General features: G+C 67.4%; 24 protein-coding genes and 3 pseudogenes. 12 read left to right on the plus strand and 15 right to left on the minus strand.

The annotated features are described in order from the left end of the window. Both DKT68_RS19365 and DKT68_RS19370 read left to right on the plus strand, forming a co-directional pair. A pseudogene (locus DKT68_RS19365) lies at window positions 1-211 on the plus strand (integrase core domain-containing protein); the annotation flags it as partial. Beyond that, window positions 194-841 (plus strand): AfsR/SARP family transcriptional regulator, encoded by a 648-nt coding sequence (locus tag DKT68_RS19370; protein WP_236646989.1) that lies wholly within the window; start codon window positions 194-196, stop codon window positions 839-841. The pseudogene DKT68_RS19365 and the gene DKT68_RS19370, both read left to right, overlap by 18 nt. A gap of 465 nt (window positions 842-1,306) precedes the next feature. Here the strand turns inward: DKT68_RS19370 and DKT68_RS19375 are convergent, their stop codons facing one another. The 5 genes and pseudogenes from DKT68_RS19375 to DKT68_RS19395 all read right to left on the minus strand — a co-directional run bounded on the left by DKT68_RS19375 (window position 1,307) and on the right by DKT68_RS19395 (window position 4,330). Next, window positions 1,307-2,149: a DUF4253 domain-containing protein gene (locus tag DKT68_RS19375; RefSeq protein ID WP_109818826.1), complete on the minus strand. Its 843-nt coding sequence runs from the start codon at window positions 2,147-2,149 to the stop codon at window positions 1,307-1,309. Window positions 2,150-2,280: 131 nt separating this feature from the next. Then, complete coding sequence (locus tag DKT68_RS19380; RefSeq protein WP_109818827.1) at window positions 2,281-2,493, minus strand: hypothetical protein; 213 nt, start codon at window positions 2,491-2,493, stop codon at window positions 2,281-2,283. A 120-nt stretch (window positions 2,494-2,613) separates the two neighbouring features. Beyond that, a complete protein-coding gene (locus DKT68_RS19385; protein ID WP_109818828.1) occupies window positions 2,614-3,192 on the minus strand; it encodes a hypothetical protein in 579 nt (192 codons plus the stop codon). Window positions 3,193-3,305: 113 nt separating this feature from the next. Next, a pseudogene (locus DKT68_RS19390) lies at window positions 3,306-3,596 on the minus strand (cyclic-phosphate processing receiver domain-containing protein); the annotation flags it as partial. A 101-nt stretch (window positions 3,597-3,697) separates the two neighbouring features. After that, complete coding sequence (locus tag DKT68_RS19395) at window positions 3,698-4,330, minus strand: hypothetical protein (protein ID WP_109818829.1); 633 nt, start codon at window positions 4,328-4,330, stop codon at window positions 3,698-3,700. Window positions 4,331-4,952: 622 nt separating this feature from the next. Between DKT68_RS19395 and DKT68_RS32065 the strand changes: the two genes are divergently transcribed. Together DKT68_RS32065 and DKT68_RS19410 are read left to right on the plus strand one after the other, a co-directional pair. Further along, window positions 4,953-5,159, plus strand: a complete 207-nt coding sequence (locus DKT68_RS32065; protein WP_269089863.1) for an HNH/endonuclease VII fold putative polymorphic toxin — start codon at window positions 4,953-4,955, stop codon at window positions 5,157-5,159. 9 nt (window positions 5,160-5,168) lie between these two features. After that, window positions 5,169-5,597 (plus strand): Imm50 family immunity protein, encoded by a 429-nt coding sequence (locus tag DKT68_RS19410; RefSeq protein ID WP_236646987.1) that lies wholly within the window; start codon window positions 5,169-5,171, stop codon window positions 5,595-5,597. Between the two features lie 1,009 nt (window positions 5,598-6,606). Here DKT68_RS19410 and DKT68_RS19415 read toward each other — a convergent pair. Further along, window positions 6,607-7,245: a class I SAM-dependent methyltransferase family protein gene (locus tag DKT68_RS19415; RefSeq protein WP_236646969.1), complete on the minus strand. Its 639-nt coding sequence runs from the start codon at window positions 7,243-7,245 to the stop codon at window positions 6,607-6,609. A gap of 351 nt (window positions 7,246-7,596) precedes the next feature. On the opposite strand from DKT68_RS19415, the gene DKT68_RS19420 reads away from it, so the two are divergent. Both DKT68_RS19420 and DKT68_RS19425 read left to right on the plus strand, forming a co-directional pair. After that, complete coding sequence (locus tag DKT68_RS19420) at window positions 7,597-8,145, plus strand: RNA polymerase sigma factor (RefSeq protein ID WP_109818917.1); 549 nt, start codon at window positions 7,597-7,599, stop codon at window positions 8,143-8,145. 1 nt (window position 8,146) lies between these two features. After that, on the plus strand, window positions 8,147-9,184 hold the full coding sequence (locus tag DKT68_RS19425; RefSeq protein ID WP_109818833.1) for a CU044_5270 family protein: 1,038 nt from the start codon (window positions 8,147-8,149) through the stop codon (window positions 9,182-9,184). A 161-nt stretch (window positions 9,185-9,345) separates the two neighbouring features. Here DKT68_RS19425 and DKT68_RS19430 read toward each other — a convergent pair. The 4 genes and pseudogenes from DKT68_RS19430 to DKT68_RS19445 form a co-directional block, all read right to left on the minus strand. Further along, window positions 9,346-9,526: pseudogene (locus DKT68_RS19430) on the minus strand (mycothiol transferase); the annotation flags it as partial. A gap of 80 nt (window positions 9,527-9,606) precedes the next feature. After that, complete coding sequence (locus tag DKT68_RS19435; RefSeq protein WP_109818834.1) at window positions 9,607-9,921, minus strand: ATP-dependent DNA ligase; 315 nt, start codon at window positions 9,919-9,921, stop codon at window positions 9,607-9,609. A gap of 140 nt (window positions 9,922-10,061) precedes the next feature. Then, window positions 10,062-10,400, minus strand: coding sequence for an SbtR family transcriptional regulator (locus tag DKT68_RS32555; protein ID WP_330848944.1), 339 nt, complete (start codon window positions 10,398-10,400; stop codon window positions 10,062-10,064). Continuing rightward, complete coding sequence (locus DKT68_RS19445; RefSeq protein WP_109818835.1) at window positions 10,282-10,758, minus strand: MerR family transcriptional regulator; 477 nt, start codon at window positions 10,756-10,758, stop codon at window positions 10,282-10,284. The genes DKT68_RS32555 and DKT68_RS19445 overlap by 119 nt, the downstream gene beginning before the upstream one ends. A 115-nt stretch (window positions 10,759-10,873) precedes the next feature. Between DKT68_RS19445 and DKT68_RS19450 the strand changes: the two genes are divergently transcribed. Both DKT68_RS19450 and DKT68_RS19455 read left to right on the plus strand, forming a co-directional pair. After that, window positions 10,874-11,923: an aldo/keto reductase gene (locus DKT68_RS19450; RefSeq protein WP_109818836.1), complete on the plus strand. Its 1,050-nt coding sequence runs from the start codon at window positions 10,874-10,876 to the stop codon at window positions 11,921-11,923. 176 nt (window positions 11,924-12,099) lie between these two features. Then, entirely contained in the window at window positions 12,100-12,597 is a 498-nt protein-coding gene (locus tag DKT68_RS19455) for an MFS transporter (protein WP_109818837.1), read from the plus strand. Window positions 12,598-13,301: 704 nt separating this feature from the next. On the opposite strand, the gene DKT68_RS19460 is transcribed toward DKT68_RS19455, so the two are convergent. The 5 genes from DKT68_RS19460 to DKT68_RS19480 form a co-directional block, all read right to left on the minus strand. Continuing rightward, a complete protein-coding gene (locus DKT68_RS19460) occupies window positions 13,302-14,939 on the minus strand; it encodes an ABC transporter permease (protein WP_109818838.1) in 1,638 nt (545 codons plus the stop codon). Beyond that, window positions 14,936-15,826: an ABC transporter ATP-binding protein gene (locus DKT68_RS19465; RefSeq protein ID WP_201749105.1), complete on the minus strand. Its 891-nt coding sequence runs from the start codon at window positions 15,824-15,826 to the stop codon at window positions 14,936-14,938. The genes DKT68_RS19460 and DKT68_RS19465 overlap by 4 nt, the downstream gene beginning before the upstream one ends. A gap of 113 nt (window positions 15,827-15,939) precedes the next feature. After that, window positions 15,940-17,247 (minus strand): Na+/H+ antiporter NhaA, encoded by a 1,308-nt coding sequence (nhaA, locus tag DKT68_RS19470; RefSeq protein WP_109818840.1) that lies wholly within the window; start codon window positions 17,245-17,247, stop codon window positions 15,940-15,942. 402 nt (window positions 17,248-17,649) lie between these two features. Beyond that, window positions 17,650-17,817, minus strand: coding sequence for a hypothetical protein (locus DKT68_RS31515; RefSeq protein WP_201749106.1), 168 nt, complete (start codon window positions 17,815-17,817; stop codon window positions 17,650-17,652). Further along, window positions 17,814-18,632 (minus strand): hypothetical protein, encoded by an 819-nt coding sequence (locus DKT68_RS19480; RefSeq protein ID WP_109818841.1) that lies wholly within the window; start codon window positions 18,630-18,632, stop codon window positions 17,814-17,816. Before DKT68_RS19480 ends, DKT68_RS31515 begins: the two co-directional genes overlap by 4 nt. 179 nt (window positions 18,633-18,811) lie before the next feature. On the opposite strand from DKT68_RS19480, the gene DKT68_RS19485 reads away from it, so the two are divergent. From DKT68_RS19485 to DKT68_RS19500, 4 genes are read left to right on the plus strand one after another with little or no spacing between them, the layout of a single operon-like run. Further along, a complete protein-coding gene (locus tag DKT68_RS19485) occupies window positions 18,812-19,600 on the plus strand; it encodes a hypothetical protein (protein WP_109818842.1) in 789 nt (262 codons plus the stop codon). Continuing rightward, a complete protein-coding gene (locus DKT68_RS19490) occupies window positions 19,533-20,303 on the plus strand; it encodes a class F sortase (protein WP_236646971.1) in 771 nt (256 codons plus the stop codon). The genes DKT68_RS19485 and DKT68_RS19490 overlap by 68 nt, the downstream gene beginning before the upstream one ends. 54 nt (window positions 20,304-20,357) lie before the next feature. Further along, window positions 20,358-20,984, plus strand: a complete 627-nt coding sequence (locus DKT68_RS19495; protein WP_236646972.1) for a sigma-70 family RNA polymerase sigma factor — start codon at window positions 20,358-20,360, stop codon at window positions 20,982-20,984. Beyond that, the gene (locus tag DKT68_RS19500; RefSeq protein WP_109818920.1) at window positions 20,981-21,712 is read left to right on the plus strand and encodes an anti-sigma factor; all 732 of its coding nucleotides are present in this window, start codon (window positions 20,981-20,983) and stop codon (window positions 21,710-21,712) included. The genes DKT68_RS19495 and DKT68_RS19500 overlap by 4 nt, the downstream gene beginning before the upstream one ends. The last annotated feature ends 79 nt before the right edge of the window (window positions 21,713-21,791 follow it).

Consider the following 21,791-nt stretch of genomic DNA (forward strand, 5'->3'; position numbering starts at 1 on the left):
AACGCACCCGCCCCTACCGGCCACAGACCAACGGCAAAATCGAACGCTTCCACCGCACCATGGCCGACGGCTGGGCATTCAAACGGATGTACTCCAGCGAGTCAGCCCGCCGAAACGCCCTACCCGCGGGCTCCACGAGTACAACCACCACAGGCCCCACACCGCGATCGGCAAACGCCCACCCATCAGCCGCTTGACCAACCTCCCTGGCAGTACATCTAGCACCCGCGACATCGGCGAATACCTCGAACCCAACGCCCGCATCAGCCAAGCCGACCAACGCGTCCACACCAACGCCTCAAACCTGCGGCACGTCCTCGGCCGAACCGGCACCGCAGAGACAAAGAACGCCTACGTCATCAAATCCGCCGGACGGTACCTACTCGACCCCGCCACCGTGGACGTCGACGTATGGACGCTGCGCGACCTGATGCGCAGCGCCACCATCGCCACCGAACCGCGCCGCCGCGAACTCCTCACCGCCGCCTGCGACCTCTACAGCGCACCCCTCGCGAAAGGCAAGGACTACGAGTGGCTGCAGCCCCACCGCGAGACGATCCGCCGCTGGGGAACCGAAGCCCACCTACTGCTCGCCGACGACCTGCTCGACAGCAACCCGCAGGCAGCATCCGACCTACTCGACAAGGCCATCGGACTCGACCGCTACAACGAAGCCCTCTACGTCAAGGCAATGCACGCCCGACACGCACTCGGCGACGCCGACGGCATCCGAACCCTGCTACGCGCCCTGACTAAAGCCCTCGCCGACCTCGACGCCGAACCGCACGAAGACACCATCGCGCTCGCCACACAGCTGCGCAACAGCCCGGACGAGAGCTGACCGTCTCCCGCCAGGCCGCCCCGCGCACGGTTCAACGCCGTCCGCCCGGTCCGTTCGCGGCACGTACTGCCAGCGCATCGGCACGCCCACGTAAACCCTCGAAACCGCTACCGCTGGCGGCCGCCCTCCTGCTACCGGGTCGGACGAGCTCGATCTGGCCGCCTTAGCGTGGCGGGCAGCCGGAATGATTGTGCTCGTCCTCGTTGGCCTGGGTGTCATACGACGGCCACCGCGATCGACCTCCGCTACACCGGTCGCGTCGCAGCCGGAGCCCTCCTGCTGCTCAGAAAGTCTCTGGTTGCCGGCGCTGCGCTCGTCCTGGCATTTCCTCATCAGCACCTCGAAGCGGCGACGGAACGCACGTGACCTTCGATGACAGCAGACAGCGTCGCCGGCATCCGCTCATGTCCATGTGCGGACGTCCGTGTAGTGCATTCTTCTGTCCGGCACCGGCAGTGTGACGGCTCAGTCCCACCAGAACGACCACCAGGCCCGGTTCGTGAGGCTCTCGGCGTAACGGATGAGGGTGTCCGTGCTGGACTGCCACACGTTGTCGGGACAGAACGCAAAGTGCTCCGCAGCGACGCGCAGCGCGTGGTCTGCATCGGTGGGCGGAGCAGCGACGCTAAGGTATAGCTCGGCTGGTCCGAGGCCGACGACTCTGGCACCGAAACGCTCTTCCCAGCTGCGCAGTACTGTGCTGAACTGCGCGGTGTCGTTTTCGTAGTTCAACGGCCCACCCCACCCCAGATCGGCCGGGGCATCCGCACCGCGGGAACTGGCACTCAGCCCGAGGCGCGGCGCGGTCAACCACGAGTCGGCCATCAGATGTTCCGCGAACTCAGCAGCCCGAGTCGCGGGATCTCCCTGCAGCGTTCCGGCAGGCGCGAGCCCAGGCCACCGATTGCCAAACGGCGCCGTGACGGCCAGCCGCTCCGGCGCACTGAGCATGTCGTCGTCCTCATCCACCATCGTGTAGACAGACCACCACCCGGCCAGCAATACGTCAGCGTCATGATCGCCCGGCCTGGATTTGATGAGACCCGGGTCGAGTTCACCGGTCGTCCAAGGGCTGCCCGGCTCGTACGAACTCCCTCCGAGTAGCAGTGGCCACAGACCCGTCCAGCCATGGCGCGCCTGAAGTGATCCCCACAGACCCGCGTCGGGACGGGTGTCGCTGACCCACAGGATCGGCTCCTCGAGAACCCCGGCCTCGGTCTCGCGCACGGCTCGCCCTGACGGAAGGTCAAGGCTGAGGGAGCCGCCGCCCGAGTCGTGTCGAAGGTACGTCAACGGATTGCCTGTCATTGGACGCAGGGTACAGACCCGCCATGACAATCAGAGTCACTCGCCTCGTCCACTATCCGCTGCGCGCAGGCGAACTAGATCAAGCAGTCAAAGGGTTGGCGCATCCGTCGAGGGGGCACTCCCAAACCGGGTCAGTTCCAGGGATCGGCGTTCAGATCTTCGCTGAGCAGCCGCGCGCTCTCCCGGCACAGGTCTTCGTCGAACAATTGGTTGCCGCCGGAGTCGGTGCCCCATGTGTCGTCGGCGCAGGCAGCGATGGCGCGCCACGAGTAGCCATCAGCACGCCATTCCCTGACCTGCCGCGCGATGTCCGCGGTCAGGGTCAGTCCCCACGCCTCCAGCACGCGCCGAATCTACGCCGAGCGTCCTGATGTCGTCACCTGTGCGTCCGGATCTGCCGCAGACAATGCGCGCTACGCAGTGCCGCCACAATTCGATCGATCCTGCTTTCGGTCGTGCCGATGTCAGCGCGCATTCGACGCCTCGATGATGATGGCCGTTCCTACTGCGGGCCGGCCCTCGTGCATGGTGATCGTCATGCCCGGCCGCAGGTGCCGCCACAGGGCTGGGGACAGCGGGCCCAGGCGGACCGACCCGGTGGCACCTGGTGGCAACGCTGGCATGGACTCCACCCAGATGCGTGCCACGAGCAGATCGGGGTCGCCCGCGGCCGTACGTCGGCCGAGGTCCCACAGCGGTCGGAGGACGCCCTTGCCCGGGATCGGCGTTCGCCGGCCACCTTCGGTGGGCGACAGGAGTCGCAACTCGGCGCGAACGATCCCATGGATGCTCTCCCACTGACCCCAGTGGCACCACGCGGCGGCGTCGGCGAGCCCCATCAGCTCGGCGCTGTCGATCAGCAGATCCCACCAAGCGGTTGGTGGTCGCCAGCCCGCGTGGAGGTCCGCAAGGAGGTCAAGGGCGATCTCCCACTCGTCGTCGTCGAGGTACTCGCGTACGTCCCTCACGGTCACGCCGGCTTCGTTGACGACATCAGCCGGGACCATGGCCGCAGCCCGAGCGAGTAGATCGGCAACATCCACCCGCGAAGTATTCAACGTCGCCGCAGCATCCGCGCAACGGCTCTCACCGGTGCACGGATTTGCCGCCCAGGGTGTAACAACCGTCGGGCGGCGCGTTGGAGCCGGTCAGCTCATGCGGGGTGGACGTTGATGACGCCGACGTCAAAGGGGCACTTGTCGAAGGCAGCCCGTTCCAGAACCTCCACGACCGGCCAGACCGTGTCGTTCCCACCTAGGTCGTGGTCCAGCCACAGCTCGTCCAGGCGCCGGTCGCGGTACCGATCGAGGAGTTCAACTCCCGCGGCGCTGGTGCGTGCCACCTCGGCGCTACGGCCATCCACGAACGAACGGAGGTCATCGACCAGAGGGATTGTTCGGCGGTCATCCACGCGATGATGATGCCTGGCACCGTCACGATCTGACATCCGGATTTGCCGCAGACCGAGCGTCGCGGTACCTGACGATGTGCGCTGGAACTCGATGCCGGGTCTGCCTGTGAGTGGCTGTCGCCGCTGAACCGGGATCGTCAGGACGGCAGCTGCGCATAGTGCGCGAGGTATGCGGCGAGGCGTGGCGGTAGCGGTCCAGCATCGGGGTCGTGCAGGTGCCGCCAAATCCGGTTCTCGACCCAGAACCGGTAGGCGAACTCCTCGAACGAGGACGCGCACCGGTAGATCACTCCGAAGTCCTCATCGTCGTCATCGTAATCGAGGTCCAGGCCATACGCGTGCACGACGATCGCCGGCTCCCTACGGCGTAGGTACAGGTACCAGGTGACGCAGTCCTGTTGGTCGGACATGAAGCGGACGAGGAACGCGCCGGGCTCGACGGGACTGAACGTGGGCAGCGGACGCAGCCTGGTCCAACACCCGGTCACGGACACGGTGTCCAGCTCGGCTGCCCACCCGTTCCAGGAGTAGAACTGAGCGAAATCGTTCGGCAGCGCCACACCGACGGCGGCCAGGTTCATCTCAAGGCGAGTCAGCAGGTCCACGTTGTCGGCGTTGCGCTGTCCTCGATCGCCCAGCCATCGGAAGCCGCCGAGAGCGTCAAGCACGGACGGCACGCTCTCGAGCGGGTACCGCTCGTAGGTGTACCGGCATGGGCGGTACATCCCGAGATCCGTAGCGCACCATGAAGACGCCAAGTCGACCGCCATGAGGCCACCTTAAAGATCAGATCAGGACGTCCGCGGCCTGCCCCGCCCATGATCCCCGACGACCACATCCTCATCTGCCCCCGAGCGGGGCGTCAGGGGCCGCACCTGCGAGACCGGCGAGTCAGCCGACCGCTCGTGTCGATGTGCGCTCACTCCGGCCGAGGACCGGCTCCTCACAGACACGAGCACGAGACTGACAACAGACGCCGCACCCGCATAAACGTGCACTCGATGATCCGACCTGCATTCCTGGACGTCGCTGAAACCGCCGCAGCCCTGTTGCGTGAACCGATGCTGATCGAGCGATGGTCCACGCCCAGCGCGCTGCCCGACTTCTCCACCGGCGGCCTCGCCCGTCATCTAGCCAACCAGCTCACCCACACCGTGACCTTTCTCGCCGCAGCGCCAGGAGCGTGTTGCCGATATCCACACGTACTACGTGATTGCCGGTGAAACACCTCTCCTTGTCCACAACTGCGGCGGCGCTGTTCTGAGCCACAAGACGTTACCGAGTAGGAGCGCGGCCTTCCGCGAGGCCAAACGAGACCTGGGCATACCGATGAGTCAGCAGCCCTCGGGAACACGGGCAGTACCGATGACCACACGTGAGGGCACCCAGATCATGAACGATAATGGTCGGCCGGTCATGACTCGGGAGTACATCTTCGAGCGAGGCGGCGGCGACCGGGTCGTGATCCAAGACCATTCCTACGGCCATCAATATGGTGAGGGAGGTGTTGGTGATCAAGGATCCCACCTGAACGTCCGGCCTTGGACTAACACTCGAACTGGTAAGGTCCCAGGCACTGCTCAACACTACGAGTATTAGTGGGTGGAGATGGGCTGGATTGATGCAGCAACGAACCCTCAAGGAATTAGGGAAATTTTCGGAGAGGACATTCCGCCCTTGGTTGGGGTTAGCCTGCATGAAGTCACAGTAGGTCGTGATGGGCCAACGCTTCGACTTAGGTTGGATCTGCCAACTTACCCGGCGAGCCCGCCAGTGAAGTGGAAGCGCGGCGGATTTAATGCCGTTCAAGTCGAACTTCTTTTTGGCGGGTTGACCGATCTGTCTTTGCGCGGAATCTCCACTAACATGTTGGTTGACGTTCACATTGAAACCGATGGAGGGCTTACCCTTCAGGTTAAGTCAGAAACGGTGAACATGGCTGCAGTGGCGGCTTCGGTTACTATCTCAAGGATAGAAGCGTATCTGGACAGTGAGCGCGAATCAGCATCGGTCGAAGATGTTCGCGACCAGCTCTAGCTTCCCCTGAAGGTCGGGCACCGCCGCCAGGATGCGGGCGGTCCCCTGGCCGACACAATCCCGATGTGGCAGAGATGTCCCGGTATGTGAGCGGAAATGCAAGTTGGAGATCTCGTCCTCGCCACCGACCCGGAAACAGGCGAAACCGGCGATGAGGAAGCCGATGGACAATATGAACCTGGGCACCGGCGCCGCTCACCGGCATGTCTTGGAAGTTAGGAGTCGGCGCCCGGTTGGCTATGCTGCTGATGGGAATGACCTGCATTCGGTGGCGGTGTGGGTTAAGAATGGTGAAGTGGAAAGTGTCCACCCGCACTGAGGGCTGCTGATGATAAGTATGCAAGTGCGTTCCGAGGGTGGTGATATCGTGACGCGCGGGTCCCGGGGTGTTCGCTGGTCGCCGGCCCTTGCGCAGATCGATCAAGGAAAATTCCCGTACCTCGGCGGACTGCTTCCGTACGCGGATACCGTTTTCAACGAGCGGCAGGTGGGAAGGCTTAGGCTGGAGGTAGCAAGTCAGTCTGTGCGCGACATTTTGGGCGAGGAAACTGCGTCAGAAATTGATGCGCTTTGCCTGCATGTCGAGAATGGATCCAATCTCTATCTATGGTTTCACGGAGACTAGGCGAAACGTCCCGAAGCGGCTTCTTTGGTGCTGCCCTGCGTGTTAACTGAAGCAGATAGCGTAGATATGGATGAGAGCATTATCTTAAAGGGCCGCCAGTAAAGCAGGAAGTTCAGCTAGATGTGGTGACCTGCAGCGGGGTCAACTGTCGGCATGAGACATCCCGCAGGCGCTGCCGCCGCGCGACGGTGTGGCGGTCTGGGTTGCCGTCACACGTGCCGCCACGCGCTGCGCCCTGGGTGTGCCAGCCCGCGGGAAGCTTTCGCACCGCTCGGTGAGCGGTGCAAGGGCATCCTGAACTGCTGGCGTGAGTGCGGCGCGTGACGACAGGGGCACGGGCTCTGCGATCACCGCGCGGTCAAGTGAGCATCGGCCGTCGGCTACTCACGCGGTAAACGTGAAGATTCTGCCGTTCGGTGGTGCCTGCTGAGGTTGTCCGTGGAAGCTATGAACGCCGACAGAGAACAGCATGTCAGAGGGTGCGTGGAACGCCTCCTCGGTGAAGCCGGCGGTGGCGAACCAGCCGCGTATCGCCGGGGTGAGATCGGGATGGCGGCGAGTTCTGGTCCAGATCACGGTTGCATCGGATGCGCACAGCCGAGGCAAGGCGTCGATCGTTGCTCGCGCGTCTGCGTCGCTGATGTTGCCCAGCACCCCAGCGAGAACGACCAAATCGGCAGGGACGGCCGTGCGGTACGGGGCGAAGTCGCCCGCATCGGCTTGGGTGGCGGTGATCCCGTCGAGCCTAGCGGCGGAGATAGCCATCCGGGCGGCGGCCACGTTGCGAGGGTCATACTCGATCAGCTCTGCGCGTACCCGATCAGCGTCCGACCGCGGCGCAAGGGCGCCGATGAGGTCATGCCCTTGTCCCGCGCACACCCTGACGACCCGGAGCGAGGAGTCCGGCCGTTGGTCGAGCCAGTCGTTGATGTGTCGCTGAATGAGCCGAAGCCTCCGCGACAGCGGCGAAGTGTCGTCGTCGTAGGGCAGGTGCCAGTCGTGCCAGTCCGTAGTGGCGGTCACCGAAGCCATGCTGCCATCCGGAGGGGGAGCTGCTTCGCCGGGAGGTCAACGCACTGCGGCGAGGGAGACGACGCGGGCCACGTAGGTTGCCGTGACGCAGATTGGCAGGCATCGACGAACTAAATCCCCCTGACCTTCAAGGCGGCGAGCCGGTGTGGCGTTATCTGCGGTGCCGATCCCACGGGCAATGCTCTGACTAGGTTCTTCGGCTTGCGGACCCTTCAGGCGCGCCGGAAGAGACAGGACGGCCGGGCCTGCCTCGTTGAGGCGGGCGGCGCTAGGTCGAGTGGTTCCTCCGCTGCGAGGTGTGACGTTTTGGCTGGTGCCGGACATAAGCACGTAGGGGGTGTGATGGACGCTGCGAAGGAGCAGTTCACCGAGTTGTACGAGTGCCATCACGGTGATGTGTGGCGGTACGTCGCTCGGCGGGTGGGTGCGTCTGACGTCGGTGATGTTGTCGCGGACGTCTTCCTCGTCGCGTGGCGTCGTCTGGGCGATGTGCCGGCCGGGTCGGCGTTGCCGTGGCTGTACGGAGTGGCGCGTCTGGTGTTGGCCAACGAGGCCAGAGGCCGTCGGCGGTGGCAGGAGCTGACGCTGCGGGTGGCGGCGGAGCCTGATCAGCTGGTAGTGGTGGATCACGCGGACGGTGTTGTCAGTCAGCGTGACGTCGCGGTGGCGTTCGACCGGTTGTCCGCCGTTGACCAGGAGATTCTGCGGCTGGTGGCCTGGGAGCGGCTGGCGTCGGCCGAGGCGGCGGCCGTACTGGGTCAGCCGCGGGCGACATTCGCGATGCGGCTGATGCGAGCCCGTCGTCGGTTAAGAAGGCAGCTCGGCGTGAGCGGGGACGGGGCGGGGCGGACGTCGAGCGCGGCGCCGTCGATGTCGAATTGGGGTGGATGACATGAATGCCGTGGATGAGGTGCGTCAGGTGTTGGGCGGCTTGGACCCGGCCCGCACCGCCCCGCTGTGCGATGACAGTCGTCGCGGGCAGGTGCTGGCTCGTATCCTCGCCGACGACCGCGGAGCAGGAACCGCCAGGCGAACAGTGCCGCGACGTCGGCTCGTCCTGGCTGCGGTCGGTGCGGTGGCCGTGGCGGCGGCCGGTGGTGGGGTAGCGGTTGAGCTGTACCGCCAGCCGGAGCCGGCCTATGCCGCGACCCCGGTGATGCTCACCTACGGGCCGCCGGCGACCGCGGAACCGGCTAGTACCCGGCTTCGACGGCTGGCCGCTGTGGCGGCGCAGCAGCCGATGCCGCCGCGGCCCGCCGGGACGGTGGAGCACCTGGAGTCCACGAACTGGTTTCTGAACTCCTCCATCTCCGGCGGTAGGACCGTATCCGCTGTGGTGCCACAGCGGTGGCGGTCCTGGCGGACCGATGACGACGCGGGCCGCATGGTCAAGAAGGATCTGCCGCCGATGTTCCGTTCAGACGCTGACCGTAGGCAGTGGAAAAAGTGGGGTGGTCGCGTCGAGTCGTCCGAGAAGGTGCACGACTATGCCGCCGGGGAGTTCTACAGCGGCTTCCGCGGTGCGGTCCCGACGGACGCCGCCGCACTGCGCGGCTGGCTGAGGGCAGGCGGGTCCGCGCCGCAGGCGCCGGTGCAGTACCTGGAGGACGCCGCCCAACTCGCCGGGGTACGGCTGCTGAACCCGCCCCAGCGCGCAGCGGCGCTCACACTCCTTGCCGACCTCCCGGGCATCACGGTCACCGGCACCGTCACCGACCGCGCCGGACGCACCGGGGAAGCCTTCTCCATCACCACGAACGCTCACGGCCTGCCCGCCCAATACACCGTGATCGTCGAAGCACGCTCCGGCACGCTGCTGGGATACGAAGAGGTGCTGACCACCACCGCGGGGAAGCTGAACGTGACGATCCCCGCAGTGATCACCTACCGCTCATACCTAGTAGCCGAGTACGCCGCCCCGCCACGCTGACCCCCCGTTGAGCAGCAGCTGGCGCCGCTGCTCCGCCACGCGCATCCAGGCACCAGGCCTGTTCGGGGTTGACACCGACAGCACCCGTTCAACTGCCGAACCGCATACGTCGTCCAACTCAGCTTCCACCTCGTCAAGTGCGTGCCATCCCGGCCAGACGGCTACCCGTGTCGGTCAGCGAGCTTCGTCAGCTTGTGATGTACGCCGGCCAGTCATAGTCGTCGGAGATGTTGGTGTTCGCCCGTCGAAGGCCGATTGCCTTGTCGTGCTGCTCGCGCATGATGTCGACGTGACCGGCGTGACGAGCGAGTCGCAGGGCACGTGGACGATGATCCTGCGCAGTCTTCGCATCGCCGAAGATCTCGCTGGCCCCGGAATTCAGCGGCAAGGCCAGCGGTCAAACGGTCAACCACAAACCCTAACTACAAGACGCCCTCAATGCCCGCGGCGGTCCAGGTGGTCAACCATTCGGCGGCCTGGTCGAGGTCGGTGGTCTGTGGGGACAGGGTGAGTCGGGCAGGTGCGTCGGCGAGCATCTGTGTGAGCAGGGCGCGTCGCTCGTGCAGAGGACGGTCCAGCAGCGGTCGGCACGGCGGGGCGCTGAGCAGGTCGAAGACGACGTAGTGCGCGGGGTGGCGGCGGGCGATGTCCGGGAGCTGCACGCCAGCGGTGACTCGTCGCTGCAGGTGGGCGAAGTTGGTTCGCTCGCCTTCCCACACCACCAGTTCGCCGTTTATCTTGGGTCAGCTGATCGGTTAGTTGGTTCGTCGGCGATGTTGCGTCTTGGACATGTCCATGACGGTGTCTGTCAATATGCTCAATCTGCTGCGGCCGAGGTTTCCGTTCCCATGTGAGCGCCGAGCAGCCGCCAGAGGCGTCAGCAGGTAGCGGCGGTCCGACCCTGTGGTGGGGCGTCAAGGAGCGACCGGTGGCGGGTGGGGCAGTGGGTGGGCACTTCTGGGCGTAGGCCGTCGAAGATGATGGCAAGGTATCGCTGCCACAGGGCGAGGCGTCCGGCACGTAGCTGGTGACGTAGTTGGGCGCGCATCAGCAGGATGACGTCGGCACCGGTGACGTCAGCCCGCAGGGCGCCGTGTTCACGAGCCCGACACCCGCGCGTAGCCGATGCGGATCTCGGTCGGCTGCGCTGGTGCCGAAGGGATCGGAGCGTGACATTGGTGGTCGCCGGCGCTGTCCGGGTCGAGGAGGTCCTCATACACCCCGACCTTGAACCTGATCAGGTCCAGGCACTCGGCGAGTTTGCCGATTTGGGTGGTGACGTGGGCTTGGTGCTCGCGCATAAGCGTGAGTCGTTCTTCCTCGTTTCCGGCTCCTTGCCGGACGAGGTTGGCGTATCGGCGTAGCGCGGGCAGGGGCATGCCGGAGGCGCGCAAGATGATGCAGACGGTGAGCCAGTCCACGTCATCCTGGCTGTAGACGCGGCGCCCGCCAGGTCCGCGCCGCACAGGGTTGACCAAGAGGCCCTCGTGCTCGTAGTAGCGCAGCGCGTGCACGCTCAAGCCGGTGCGTTCGGCGACCTGGCCGATGCTCAGACTCGTGGTGACCTCAGCCATACCGTTCAGGGTAGCGGCTTGACCTAGAGCCGACTCTAGATCCTAGGGTTCCCCGTGCGGTCGACGCTTCTGTCGCTCCGCGTGATCACGGCTGAATCAGTAAGGAAGCGTCACCATGCGCTATCGCACCCTCGGTGGAACCGGTATCGAAGTCAGTGCCTACTGCCTCGGAACCATGATGTTCCAGGACGGCTGCAACTCCGACCACGACGATTGTGTCCGCATCATCCACGCCGCCCTGGACCAGGGGATCAACTTCGTCGACACCGCCGACATGTACGGACAGGGAGAGTCCGAGGAAATCGTGGGCAAGGCGCTGCGGGGGCGCCGTGATGACGTTGTATTGGCCACCAAGGTGCACTTTCAGATGGGCGAGGGCCGCAATCGCAGTGGCAACTCGCGGCGTTGGATCCTCAAGGCGGTTGAGGACAGCCTCAGGCGCCTGAACACCGACTGGATCGACCTCTACCAGGTCCACCGCCCCGACGACTCGACCGACGTCGAGGAGACGCTCTCGGTGCTCAGCGACCTCGTGCGCCAGGGGAAGCTCCGCGCTTTCGGCTGCTCGACGTTCCCGGCTGAGGAGATCGTCGAGGCGCATCACGTCTCCGAGCATCGTGGCCTCGGACGCTTCCGCACCGAGCAGCCGCCGTATTCGATCCTGGCCCGCGGGATCGAGGCCTCGGTCCTGCCCGTCTGCCAGCGCTACGGAATGGGTGTGCTGGTCTGGAGCCCACTGGCTTTCGGGTTCCTCACCGGCAAGTACCGCAAGAACCAGCCCATCGACCTCTCAACCGGCCGTCCCACAATCCGGCCGGAACGATTCGATCCCACGATCGCGGAAAACGCCGCCAAGCTCGACGTCGTCGAGCAGCTCGTCGAGCTCGCGGAAAACATCGGCTGCACCCTCCCGCAGCTCGCCATTGCGTTCACCGTGGCCCACCCGGCCGTCACCTCGGCGATCATCGGACCGCGGACCATGCCGCAGCTGGAGGATCTCCTCAAGGGCGTCGCGCTGACCCTGGACGATGCGGCCCTCGACCGGATCGACGAGATCGTGCCGCCCGGGACCAACCTGTACAACCCCAACGCTCCCTTGCCCCCGCGTTCACTGACCGACACCGCACTGCGTCGCCGCCCACTCACCGACCGCGCCGCGGCCTGAGCGAGCTGATAGTTGGTGGGCCAGATTTTGAATCGAGGGAGACGGGCGTCCCCCCGTCTCCCTCGCGCCTTCCGGGTCTTCTGGTTCGGCGAAGCCGTCAGCCTGTTCGGGACCGCGACCACGGCGACGCTGCTGTCGCTGCTCGCGGCCACGCAGCTGGATGCCGGTCCGGGCTGATGGGAATCTTAGCGGCGGCGAGCTGGTCACCGTGGCTGATCCTCGGTCTGCCAGCCGGTGCGCTCGCCGACCGGTGGTCGCCCCGCACGACGATGATCGTGAGCGATCTGGTCGCGGCCGCCGCTGCCGCGACCGTGCCGCTGCTGTGGGTGACCGGCACGCTGACGCTTGCGGCGCTGATCGCGGTCGCGTTCGTGATCGGCTCGTGTGCCGTGGTCTTCCGAGCCGCGCTGCCCCGACTCGTCATCCGAGTGGTGGATGCCGAGCAGTTCGGGACTGCGAACTCGATGCTGTACGCCACCGAATCAGCCAGCACAATTGTCGGGCCGGGGCTGGCCGGCCTGATCGCACAGGCCGTGTCCGCCGCGCTCGGCGTGCTCCTCGACGCGGTCAGCTTCCTCGTCTCGGCCGTCTGCCTCGCCCGAACGCGTCCCGCGGGCCGGGCATCCGATCATGCCGTGGCCGTGCTGGAAGATTCCTTCCTGCAGCGCATCTGAGCCGGCGTCACCGTCGTCGCCCGCGACCGTTATTTGCGGTACTTCGCCGGCCTGGCCGCGGTGCAGAACTTCGGCCTCACCGGCTTGCTGTCCCTCCAGGTCCTCTTCCTGGTCGACGAGCTCGCCGCATGACCTCTGCCTCGAACTCCTCGTGCGCCGGCTCGCTGCGGGCGCGCCACCGCCGGTGGTGCACCCGGCAGTAGAGCGAGCCGCCTTCCACGGCCAGCGCACAGTTCGGCAGCCGGCAGGTGGACTGGGGGCCGCCGGTAACGACCACGGTGGTAACCCATGTGGCGATCGGCGGGTGTCTCGCCGCCTTCCACTGACGTGAGTGCACCGCGCAGAGTCCGTCCCGAGCGCGGCCACGCCGGCAGGCAGGCACAAGGTAATTGGGAAGGATGTGGTGGTCGCGCAACGCCGATTCGGTCGTTTTGGCGAAAACGTCGAGCTGAGGGCGGCCGAGTCGGTGCCAGCGCAGGACGTGGCCGTTGCACATGCCGTTGTCGATGGCCTCCCGGCGACAGCAAGTCACGGCGCAGACGGCCTCCATGTGTTGCGGCCGGACGTAGATCAGCGGCTCCCAGCGCCACTCCGACGGAACCGCTTCCTCGAGCAGCGCTCGCGCCAGCGCCACACACCCAGGACGCGGGCAGCCGTGCTGTCTAGCGGATCCGGTAGAGCCCTGGGGCCGGTCTTAGGGACCGTCAGTCGCGTAGGTCGCGGTGCTGGTAGCCATGGGCACCGATGATCGTGACCACGGTTGCGATGCCGACCATTCCAGCGATCCCAGCCCAGTCCGGTGGTACGTCTGGGACCGAGGCGAGGTGCGCGAATGGGGATAGCTGGCTGACCCAGTGTGGTGCGCCGGTGCTGTCGACGATGACTTGGAGGAGGAATCCGCCCGCGGCGGGTAGGGCGCCGATGAGCGCGACGGCGCGGGGTAGCCAGCCGAGGGCGAAGATGGCCGCTCCCAGGCAGAGCACAGCTACCGGTACGACGTTCACCGCACCCGCGAGGGCCGCGTCCAGGTGTAGCGGTGCGCCGACGGCGGTTGCCCCCGCCCAGGTGGCGAGTCCAGCGTTGGCGGTGAGTATCACCGCACCGGAGGCCGTGACGGCGGCTTCGGTGGCGAGTAGTCGTAGCCGGGTTACGGGTTGGGCGTAGAGCAGGGTGAGCCGGCGGTCGGTTTCGTCGGCGGCGGTTGCGGCGATGCGTACGGCGGTGAAGATCCCGACGGGGATGGCAAGCAGCCCGAACATCGCCGCCGCGTAGCCCTCGACCGAGCCGAGGCCGGCGAACCCGGCTTGTGCGGCGAGGTCGGCGAATTGTGCGTTGTCGGCGAGGAAGTCGGTCATGGAGACCGCGAGGAGTCCGATGAGCAGGTAGTAGGCGCCGATGCCGGCAGTCCAGCCGGCGAGGGGGCGCAACAGACGCCGGACGGCGAATACGGGTATCGAGCCGAGTAGGGCCAACCGTGGGGCACGACCCGTCCGGGGTGCGAGCCAGCCGCCCCGGATATCGCGGTGACCGGTGGTCGCGGGGATGGTGGCGAGCAGCGCGGACGCGGCCAGGGCCAGCACCACCAGCGGCAGGACCCGGTTGGTGTCGTAGGGGCGGGAGAGCGCCATGAGTCCGAACGGGGACAGCCACCGCAGCCAGCCCAGTGCGTCGATGCCGTCACCGATCATCCGGATGAGGAGCCCTGCGCCGAGCAGCGCGGCAGCGGCGCCGGTCGCAGCGGAGCGGGCGGGGACGATCTGCGCCGCGACGGTCCCGGCGGCGGCGAAGAACACCCCAACCAACGCGACACCCGCACCATGCAGCGCGGCCCCGACCGGTGGGGTGCCGGCAGCGATGAGCGCGCCCGCCGTGGCGAGCCCGGCCAGCAGCACGGCGGCGACAACCGTGGTGACGTGGCGGATTACGATGGTGGTCAGGGGGATCCGTCCGGCCAGCAGCAGGTCCCAGCGACCGGCGTCCTCCTCGCCCCGGGTTATCCGGGTAGCGGTGAGCAGGCCCCATACTCCGACCAGGACGGCGAGGACGGTGCCGGTACGCCAGACCGTGAAACCGCCCGACGTGTTCAGGGCGACAGGTTCGCCGAACAGAGTGCGGATGGCCGGGTTCTCGGCCAGTGCGGCAAGCGCGGCGGCGTCCAATGCGTCGCCGACGGTGCTGGCGTACGTGATGGCGACCATCGCCGACATGCCGGCGACGAGGAGTATCACGATGCCCGCGCCGCGCCGCATCTGACAGACGGCCAGCCAGGTCACCGCGCGACCGGCGGCCGGACGTACGGTGACCGGCGGTACCTGCGGCGCCTGCGTGTCGACGGCGGTCACCGAGACACCTCGTTGTAGTAGTCGAGGAAGATTTCCTCGAGTGTCGGTTCGTGAATCTCCAGGGCTGTCACGTCCGCTGTGGCGAGGGCCCGGAGGACGGGTGCTGGTGGGCCGGTGAGGGTGAACCGCAGCCGCACGGGTCCGACCACCTCGATGGTCTCCACGCCGGGCACCCCGGCCAATTGGGGTGCGGTGCCGGCGAAGGTGACCTCGACCTGGCTGCGGTGCAGCCGCCGCAGGTCCGCGACGTCAGCGATTTCCACGAGCCGGCCGGCGCGCAGGATCGCCACCCGGTCACACACGGCCTCGACCTCGGCGAGCTGATGAGAGCTGAGGAACACCGTCTGTCCCCGATCGCGGGCCTGCGCGACCGCGCGTTGGAACTCCCGTTCCATCAGGGGGTCCAGGCCGCTGGTCGGCTCGTCGAAGACCAGTAGCGGTGCGCGGGTGGCGAACGCGGCGACCAAGGCCACCTTTTGCCGGTTGCCGGTTGAGTACGTTCGGCCGGGTTTCGACAGGTCCAGCGCGAACCTCTCGACCAGGTCGTCGCGGTATTCGCGATCGACGCTGGCGCCGGTGCGACCGAGTAGTTCGAGGGTTTCGGCGCCGGTCAGCCCCGGCCAGAGCGCCACGTCGGCGGGCACGTACGCCAACGACCGGTGCGCTCTGCGCACGTCTTGGGCGTCGGTGTCGAAGATCCGGGCCGAGCCCGTTGTCGGGCGGGCCATGCCGAGTAGCAGCCGGATGGTGGTGGACTTGCCGGCACCGTTCGGGCCGAGGAACCCGAACACCGAGCCGGTCGGCACGGTGAGATCGAGTCCGTCGAGCGCGAGGACCCGCCCGTAGCGCTTGGTGAGTTTTTCGGTGCGAATGGCAAACGTATCCACGGCAGTCCTCTTCGGTCGACGCGACAATGCGACTGCCGACCAGACTTCCCGGCGCTCCACAATGAGCGTACGCCCGAAAAGCCACCGGCAGGAAGGGTCTCGGCGGGCGGCAGTCAGCGCCGCAGGTCGTCCGTCTCGTAGGCGTCCGGTATGCCGTCGGCGTCGGTGTCACGTTCCTCGACCGCGCAGATCCGCTCGTAGTGGCGGTTGCGGACACGTAGCACGACAGTCGCCAGCAGGGCCGCGACCAGTGATCCGAGCAGGACGCCGATCTTGGTGTGCTCGTCCCGCTCGCTGCCTGTGCCGAAGGCAAGCTCGCCGATGAGCAGGGAGACGGTGAACCCGACCCCGGCGAGCAGGGCGAGCCCGAACACATCCCACCAACTCAACCCTTCGGCGAGCCGGGCCCGGGTGAACCGCTGCACCAGCCAGGTCGCCCCGGTGACCCCGATCGCCTTGCCCGCGACGAGTCCCACCGCCACGCCCAGGGCGACCGAGTCGGTCAGGGTCGCGCCGAGACCACCGGCGCCAGCGATCGAGACCCCGGCGGCGAAGAACGCGAAGACCGGTACCGCAACACCGGCCGACAGGGGCCGGAAGCGGTGCTCGAAGTGTTCGGCCAGACCGGGGCCTGGTCCTTCGGCCCGGCGGATCACCGGAACCGTGAACGCGAGCAGGACTCCGGCGACGGTGGCGTGGATGCCGGAGGCGTGGACCAGCGCCCAGGTGAGCGCGGCCAGGGGCAGCAGCAGCCACCATGATCGCACCCGCTTCTGCACCAACACCCCGAACAGGGCGAGGGGGATGAACGCCAGGCCGAGGGGGATCAGGTGCAGTGAGGTGGTGTAGAACAGCGCGATGATCAGGATCGCGATCAGGTCGTCGACCACGGCGAGAGTGAGCAGGAAGGTTCGCATCGCGGCCGGTAGGTGGGTGCTGATCGCCCCGAGGACGGCGAGGGCGAACGCGATGTCGGTGGCGGTCGGGATCGCCCAGCCCGCCACGGCGCCGTCCCCCGTACTCGCGTTGAACGCGACGTAGATCAGGGCGGGCATCGCCATCCCACCGACCGCTGCAGCGACCGGAAGCGCCGCCCGGCGCGGGTCGCGCAGGTCACCCGCGACGAACTCGCGTTTCAGCTCCAGCCCGGCGACGAAGAAGAAGATCGCGAGCAGCCCGTCGGCCGCCCATTGGCTCAGGGTGAGATCCAGGTGTAGCGCGGCGGGACCGACCTGCACGCTGCCGAGGGCGCGGTACGCGTCGCCCCAGGGGGAGTTCGCCCAGATCAGGGCGAGCACCGCGGCCCCGAGGAGTAGCACCCCGCCGACCGTTTCGGTACGGAGGATGTCGCCGACCCGGCGGACCTCCGGCCAGCTCCCACGACCGAACAGGTGCTGGTTGGGGCTACCGGACGTTCCCATACGGCTCCTGAGGGGGTCGGCAAAGACATCGCCGACCAGACTTCCCGGCACACCTGACCCGTACTGTAACGACCGCCCATCAGTCCGACGATCACGGCCCACGCTGGCCGCCCATCGCACGGCCAGCCCGTGAACAGGTGGGCGACCTCAATACCTGATCATGTCCCACGGGTACCCAGGTGGGCGGTCCCGTCCCAGTGAATGCCGCGCCGCTGTCAGCTGCCGGCCAGGCGCCAACATCCGCTCAATCGGAGAATTCTTCTATCGACATTGACATAATGCCATCAATCGGACCCGCAGAGGCCCGCTGCGAAGCGGATTTGGCTACCCCTGCGGGGGGCACGTTGACCGAGCGCGGCGATGGCCGGGCCAGAGTCGGAGAGGTTCCGTCTTGTCCCCTCCTCAACGTCGCGCTCGACCACCGGCGAACGGCAGGGGCGGCTGGCTGAACAGTCGGCCGGTACTACTGTTCGCGTTCGCGTTCGCGGTGATGGCCGACCCGGTCTCCTCGGTGGCGTACGCGATCGAGGCGGCGTTGCGGGCGTTGAACGCCGACCTGTCACTGCTCATCCCGACGATGACCCTCGTCGTGGGCCTGATCGGACTGGTGATCCTGAACTACCACCAACCAACCCGAGACCGTCGAGGCCCGGAAGCCGATGGATGCGCTCGTCGAGTTGGTCGATCACCGTGGCTCCAGCAGGACCGCCGAGCAGGTAGCCGACCAGATGCGTCGTCTCGGCCCGGGGCATCATCCCGGAACCGACCGGCGCCCAGAACCTGCGCAACGCGAATCGGGTCAGCCGCCGGGCACGCGCCGACCGGAGTAGCCGGTCCCGGGCCTGCGTCGCGTAGAGGGCGATGTGCCGCGTCTCCTGCCGCATAAGCCGGCCCAGCACGTCGGTGAGGATCGGATGCTGCTCACGCTCGGCGAGTCGTGAGTACCCGGCATGCGTGGACCACTCGTTGACCGCACCCCAGGCCATGTGAACGGCGACGAAGTCAACGCCGATGAGGTTGGCGGCGAGCGCCTGCTGGATGGGCGCCCAGCGGTCGCGCCAGCCGAGCCCCGCCCGGACGGCGGCGATGTGCGCGTTGCCCGTCGGGATGTCAGGGGCGTCGAGGACCTTCGCCAGCACCTCGCCGTGCAAGTACTCCTCGTACGCCCACATGGTGAGGAACGTGGTGACCCTGGGGTCGGCGTGTGACGGGGTGACGAGCAGGTCCCGCGGGTAGCAGACGGTGTGGCTCTCGATGTCGCACATGTACCGCAGGCAGCGCAGCGCCTCCGGCGACAGCGGCCGGTCCCGGAACCCGCCGTAGTCGACGTCGCGATCATCGATCTTTGCGGCTGCGTGCTTATAGGAGTCAAGCTCGATCGCCATACCTGTTCTTCGGCGCGGACCGGTACGTGGACTGCTCTCGACCGCAGCGGAGGAGTGGCTCGCCGCCCGGGCCGGGAAAGAATCCGGTCCGGCACCAATCCGGCGGGCGACAGGCGACGAATCCCTCCCGACAGCACCTGAGCATCAACGCCGAACCCAGGCGGAGACGGAGATCTGTTGTGAGATTGTCCCGAGCCCTGCTCGCCCTGCCAGCGGCCGCGCTGGTCCTTGCGTTCCCGGCCGTCGCGCACGCCGACGAGAGCGTGCAGGTCCAGTTGCAGGACCTCAACGAAACCGGTGCCACCGGGACCGCGACGCTGACCGCGACCAGCGGCGGCGACCTGAAGGTCATGATCCGGTCGAAGGGCATGACGCCGAACTCGCCGCACGCCCAACACGTGCACGGCGCCGCCAACGGCATGGACTTCCACTGCCCGGACAAGTCCGCCGACACCAACGGCAACGGCTACGTCAGCACCGAAGAGGGCCTGAAGATGTACGGCGACATCTTCATCTCGTTGACTACCACCGGAGACACGACCAAGGCCAGCGGCCTGGCCGTGGACCGGATGCCAACCGCCGACGCGAAGGGCAACCTCAGCTACGAGCGCACCATCCCCGCCGCGGACCTGCCCACGGGCACGATCGAGCACCTGAAGGACCTGCACCTTGTGCAGCACGGCATCGACGCCAACAAGAACGGCAAGTACGACATGGAAGCGCTCGGCGAGTCGACGTTCGCCAAATCCATCGGCGTCAACGGCATCCCCGCCGAGGCCACCGACCCCGCCACCTGCGGCATGGTCAGCGGTGCCGCCGCCGGTTCTGTACCCGCAGGGGGAGTCGCCACCGGCGACGGCAGCACCTCCGGCGGATCCCCGATGATGATGTACACCGTGGGTGGCCTCGCGCTGCTCGGCGCCGCCGGCGCGGTCGTCGCGCGACGCCGATTCGCCGACGAACGCTGAGCCGGAAGCAATCGTGATGGACACCGGCGAGGCACCAGTGCCGGCCGGCCGCCGCCAAGGGCGCTACGCGCTCCTGGCGGTGGCCGGCATCCTCACCGTGACGGCCGCCCTGACGATCGGTCTCGCGGTCGCCGGCCGGGACGGGGACCCGACCCGACCTGACGCATCCGCTGCGGCATCAGCCGCGAACGCATCGCCTGTCCCGGCAACCCGGCCGGGTGAACTGACCTCGGGCCCGCTGATGGCCAGCTCACCGCCGACGCGGGTGTCGATCCCGTCGCTGAAGGCCACCGCGGCCACCGTCGCCCTCGGCCTTCAAACGGACGGTGCGATGCAGGTGCCGGACAGCGCCACCGACGTAGGGTGGTTCACCAAGGCGCCGATGCCCGGCGCGCTCGGCCCGGCCGTGCTGGCCGGCCACGTCAACTGGAAGGGTCGTCGCGGGACGTTCTTCGACCTGGGCAAGCTGGCCGTCGGTGCCGGGATCGCGGTCAATCGTCAAGACGGCAGCACCGCGATGTTCACCGTCACCAAGGTCGAGCAGTATCCCAAGGACCGATTCCCCACCGATGAGGTGTACGGGGCGACCGACCACGCGGCGCTCCGCCTGATCACCTGCGGCGGCGAGTTCGACGACACCACGCAGCACTACCGCGACAATGTCATCGTCTACGCCCGCCTTGCTCACGCTCATCCCGCCTAAGACGCCGAGTACGCGTCGGCGGCGCACCGAGTCGTCGCCAGCACAGGAGAGGACATGCCGAGAATGAGCGGTGACCCGGAACAGGCGCGGCGGTTGCGATCAGTGCCGCCGGACGCCGCGACCCCACCGAACGCCGACGAGCTGTTGCCGCGAGTGGCGCGGGGTGACGAGGCGGCGTTCGCGGCGCTGTACGACGCCGTGGCGGGCAGGGTCCTCGGGCTGGCCCGCCGCGTGGTGCGCGACCCGGCGCAGGCGGAGGAGGTGACGCAGGAGGTGATGGTCGAGGTGTGGCGCACCGCCGGCCGCTTCGACGCCGGCCGCGGGTCGGCCTCGGCGTGGGTCCTCACCATGGCCCACCGCCGGGCGGTGGACAGGGTGCGCTCCGAGCAGGCCCACACCAACCGTGCTTCGCGGGTCAGCGCGAGTGAGACGCACGTTCCCTATGACGAGGTGGTCGAGGACGTCACCGCCCGATTGGAGCGCGAGCAGGTCCGCAGGTGCCTGGGCCGGTTGACGCCGGTCCAGCGGGAGGCGGTGACCCTGGCCTACTACGGCGGCCACACCTACCGCGAGGTCGCCGAGAAATTGCGGACGCCGCTGCCGACGGTAAAGACACGGATGCGCGACGGGCTGATCCGGATGCGCGACTGCTTGGGCATCGAGATGGAGGGAAGGGCATGAACGCCGATGTTCACACCCTCGCTGGTGCGTACGTCCTCGACGCGGTCGACGACCTTGAGAGGGCGGCGTTCGAGCGGCACCTGGCCGAGTGCGAGCCGTGTCGCGTCGAGGTGGCCGAGTTGGGGGAGACCGTTTCACGACTTGCCGACGACACCGTCGTCGAGGCCACACCGCCGGGGTTGCGGGAGCGGACCCTCGCCCAGGCGGCCCGGACCCCGCAGCTGCGCGTCAGCGCCGCAGGTGCCACCGACAGACGGCATGCAGGCAGGTGGCGTCAGCTCACCGTGGCCGCCGCCGCGGCCGTCCTCCTGGCCGGCGGCGCAAGCGCGGTCACCTGGACCGTGAGCAACGATCGGATCAGCGACGAGCAGGCCAGCAGCGACCAGGCCCGGCAGATCGCCGCCGTACTGGACGCCCCGGACGCCCGGGTGTTCGAGCGCCAGCTGCAGCCCGGCGGCGCCGCGACCGTGGTGATTTCCCGCGACCGCGACCGCGGGGTGGTGCTGCTGCGCGACCTGCCCACTCCCGGCCCCGGGCGGATCTACGAGCTGTGGCTCATCCGTGACGCGGAGCCGGCCCGCTCGGTGGGGCGACTCGCCGAGGGGGTCAGGGGGTCGACCACGGTCATCGGTCCGGTCGCGCAGGCGGGCACGTTCGGGGTGTCCAACGAGCCCGTCGGCGGCTCCGTCGCCCCGACGCGAATCGTGGGTACGGTCGAGCTGAGCTGAGCCCTGGCCGGCCACGGTCACACCGTCGGCCGGCCCGGCCCGTTTCGGTACGACACTGCTCAATACGACAGTCGGTGTG

This window comes from Micromonospora acroterricola, from assembly GCF_003172955.1.
GTDB classification, from domain to species: domain Bacteria; phylum Actinomycetota; class Actinomycetes; order Mycobacteriales; family Micromonosporaceae; genus Micromonospora; species Micromonospora acroterricola.

Bases quoted from the DNA above. Each gene is read 5' to 3' on its own strand.
- DKT68_RS19375 (WP_109818826.1), bottom strand. From the start codon at position 2,149: ATGACAGGCAATCCGTTGACGTACCTTCGACACGACTCGGGCGGCGGC.
- DKT68_RS32065 (WP_269089863.1), top strand. From the start codon at position 4,953: ATGAACGATAATGGTCGGCCGGTCATGACTCGGGAGTACATCTTCGAG.
- DKT68_RS19495 (WP_236646972.1), top strand. From the start codon at position 20,358: ATGCCGAGAATGAGCGGTGACCCGGAACAGGCGCGGCGGTTGCGATCA.
- DKT68_RS19480 (WP_109818841.1), bottom strand. From the start codon at position 18,632: ATGGCGATCGAGCTTGACTCCTATAAGCACGCAGCCGCAAAGATCGAT.
- DKT68_RS19425 (WP_109818833.1), top strand. From the start codon at position 8,147: ATGAATGCCGTGGATGAGGTGCGTCAGGTGTTGGGCGGCTTGGACCCG.
- DKT68_RS32555 (WP_330848944.1), bottom strand. From the start codon at position 10,400: ATGAGGACCTCCTCGACCCGGACAGCGCCGGCGACCACCAATGTCACG.
- DKT68_RS19395 (WP_109818829.1), bottom strand. From the start codon at position 4,330: ATGGCGGTCGACTTGGCGTCTTCATGGTGCGCTACGGATCTCGGGATG.
- DKT68_RS19420 (WP_109818917.1), top strand. From the start codon at position 7,597: ATGGACGCTGCGAAGGAGCAGTTCACCGAGTTGTACGAGTGCCATCAC.
- nhaA (WP_109818840.1), bottom strand. From the start codon at position 17,247: ATGGGAACGTCCGGTAGCCCCAACCAGCACCTGTTCGGTCGTGGGAGC.
- DKT68_RS19410 (WP_236646987.1), top strand. From the start codon at position 5,169: ATGGGCTGGATTGATGCAGCAACGAACCCTCAAGGAATTAGGGAAATT.
- DKT68_RS19450 (WP_109818836.1), top strand. From the start codon at position 10,874: ATGCGCTATCGCACCCTCGGTGGAACCGGTATCGAAGTCAGTGCCTAC.
- DKT68_RS19445 (WP_109818835.1), bottom strand. From the start codon at position 10,758: ATGGCTGAGGTCACCACGAGTCTGAGCATCGGCCAGGTCGCCGAACGC.
- DKT68_RS31515 (WP_201749106.1), bottom strand. From the start codon at position 17,817: ATGAGCAGTGACAGGTCGGCGTTCAACGCCCGCAACGCCGCCTCGATC.
- DKT68_RS19455 (WP_109818837.1), top strand. From the start codon at position 12,100: ATGGGAATCTTAGCGGCGGCGAGCTGGTCACCGTGGCTGATCCTCGGT.
- DKT68_RS19500 (WP_109818920.1), top strand. From the start codon at position 20,981: ATGAACGCCGATGTTCACACCCTCGCTGGTGCGTACGTCCTCGACGCG.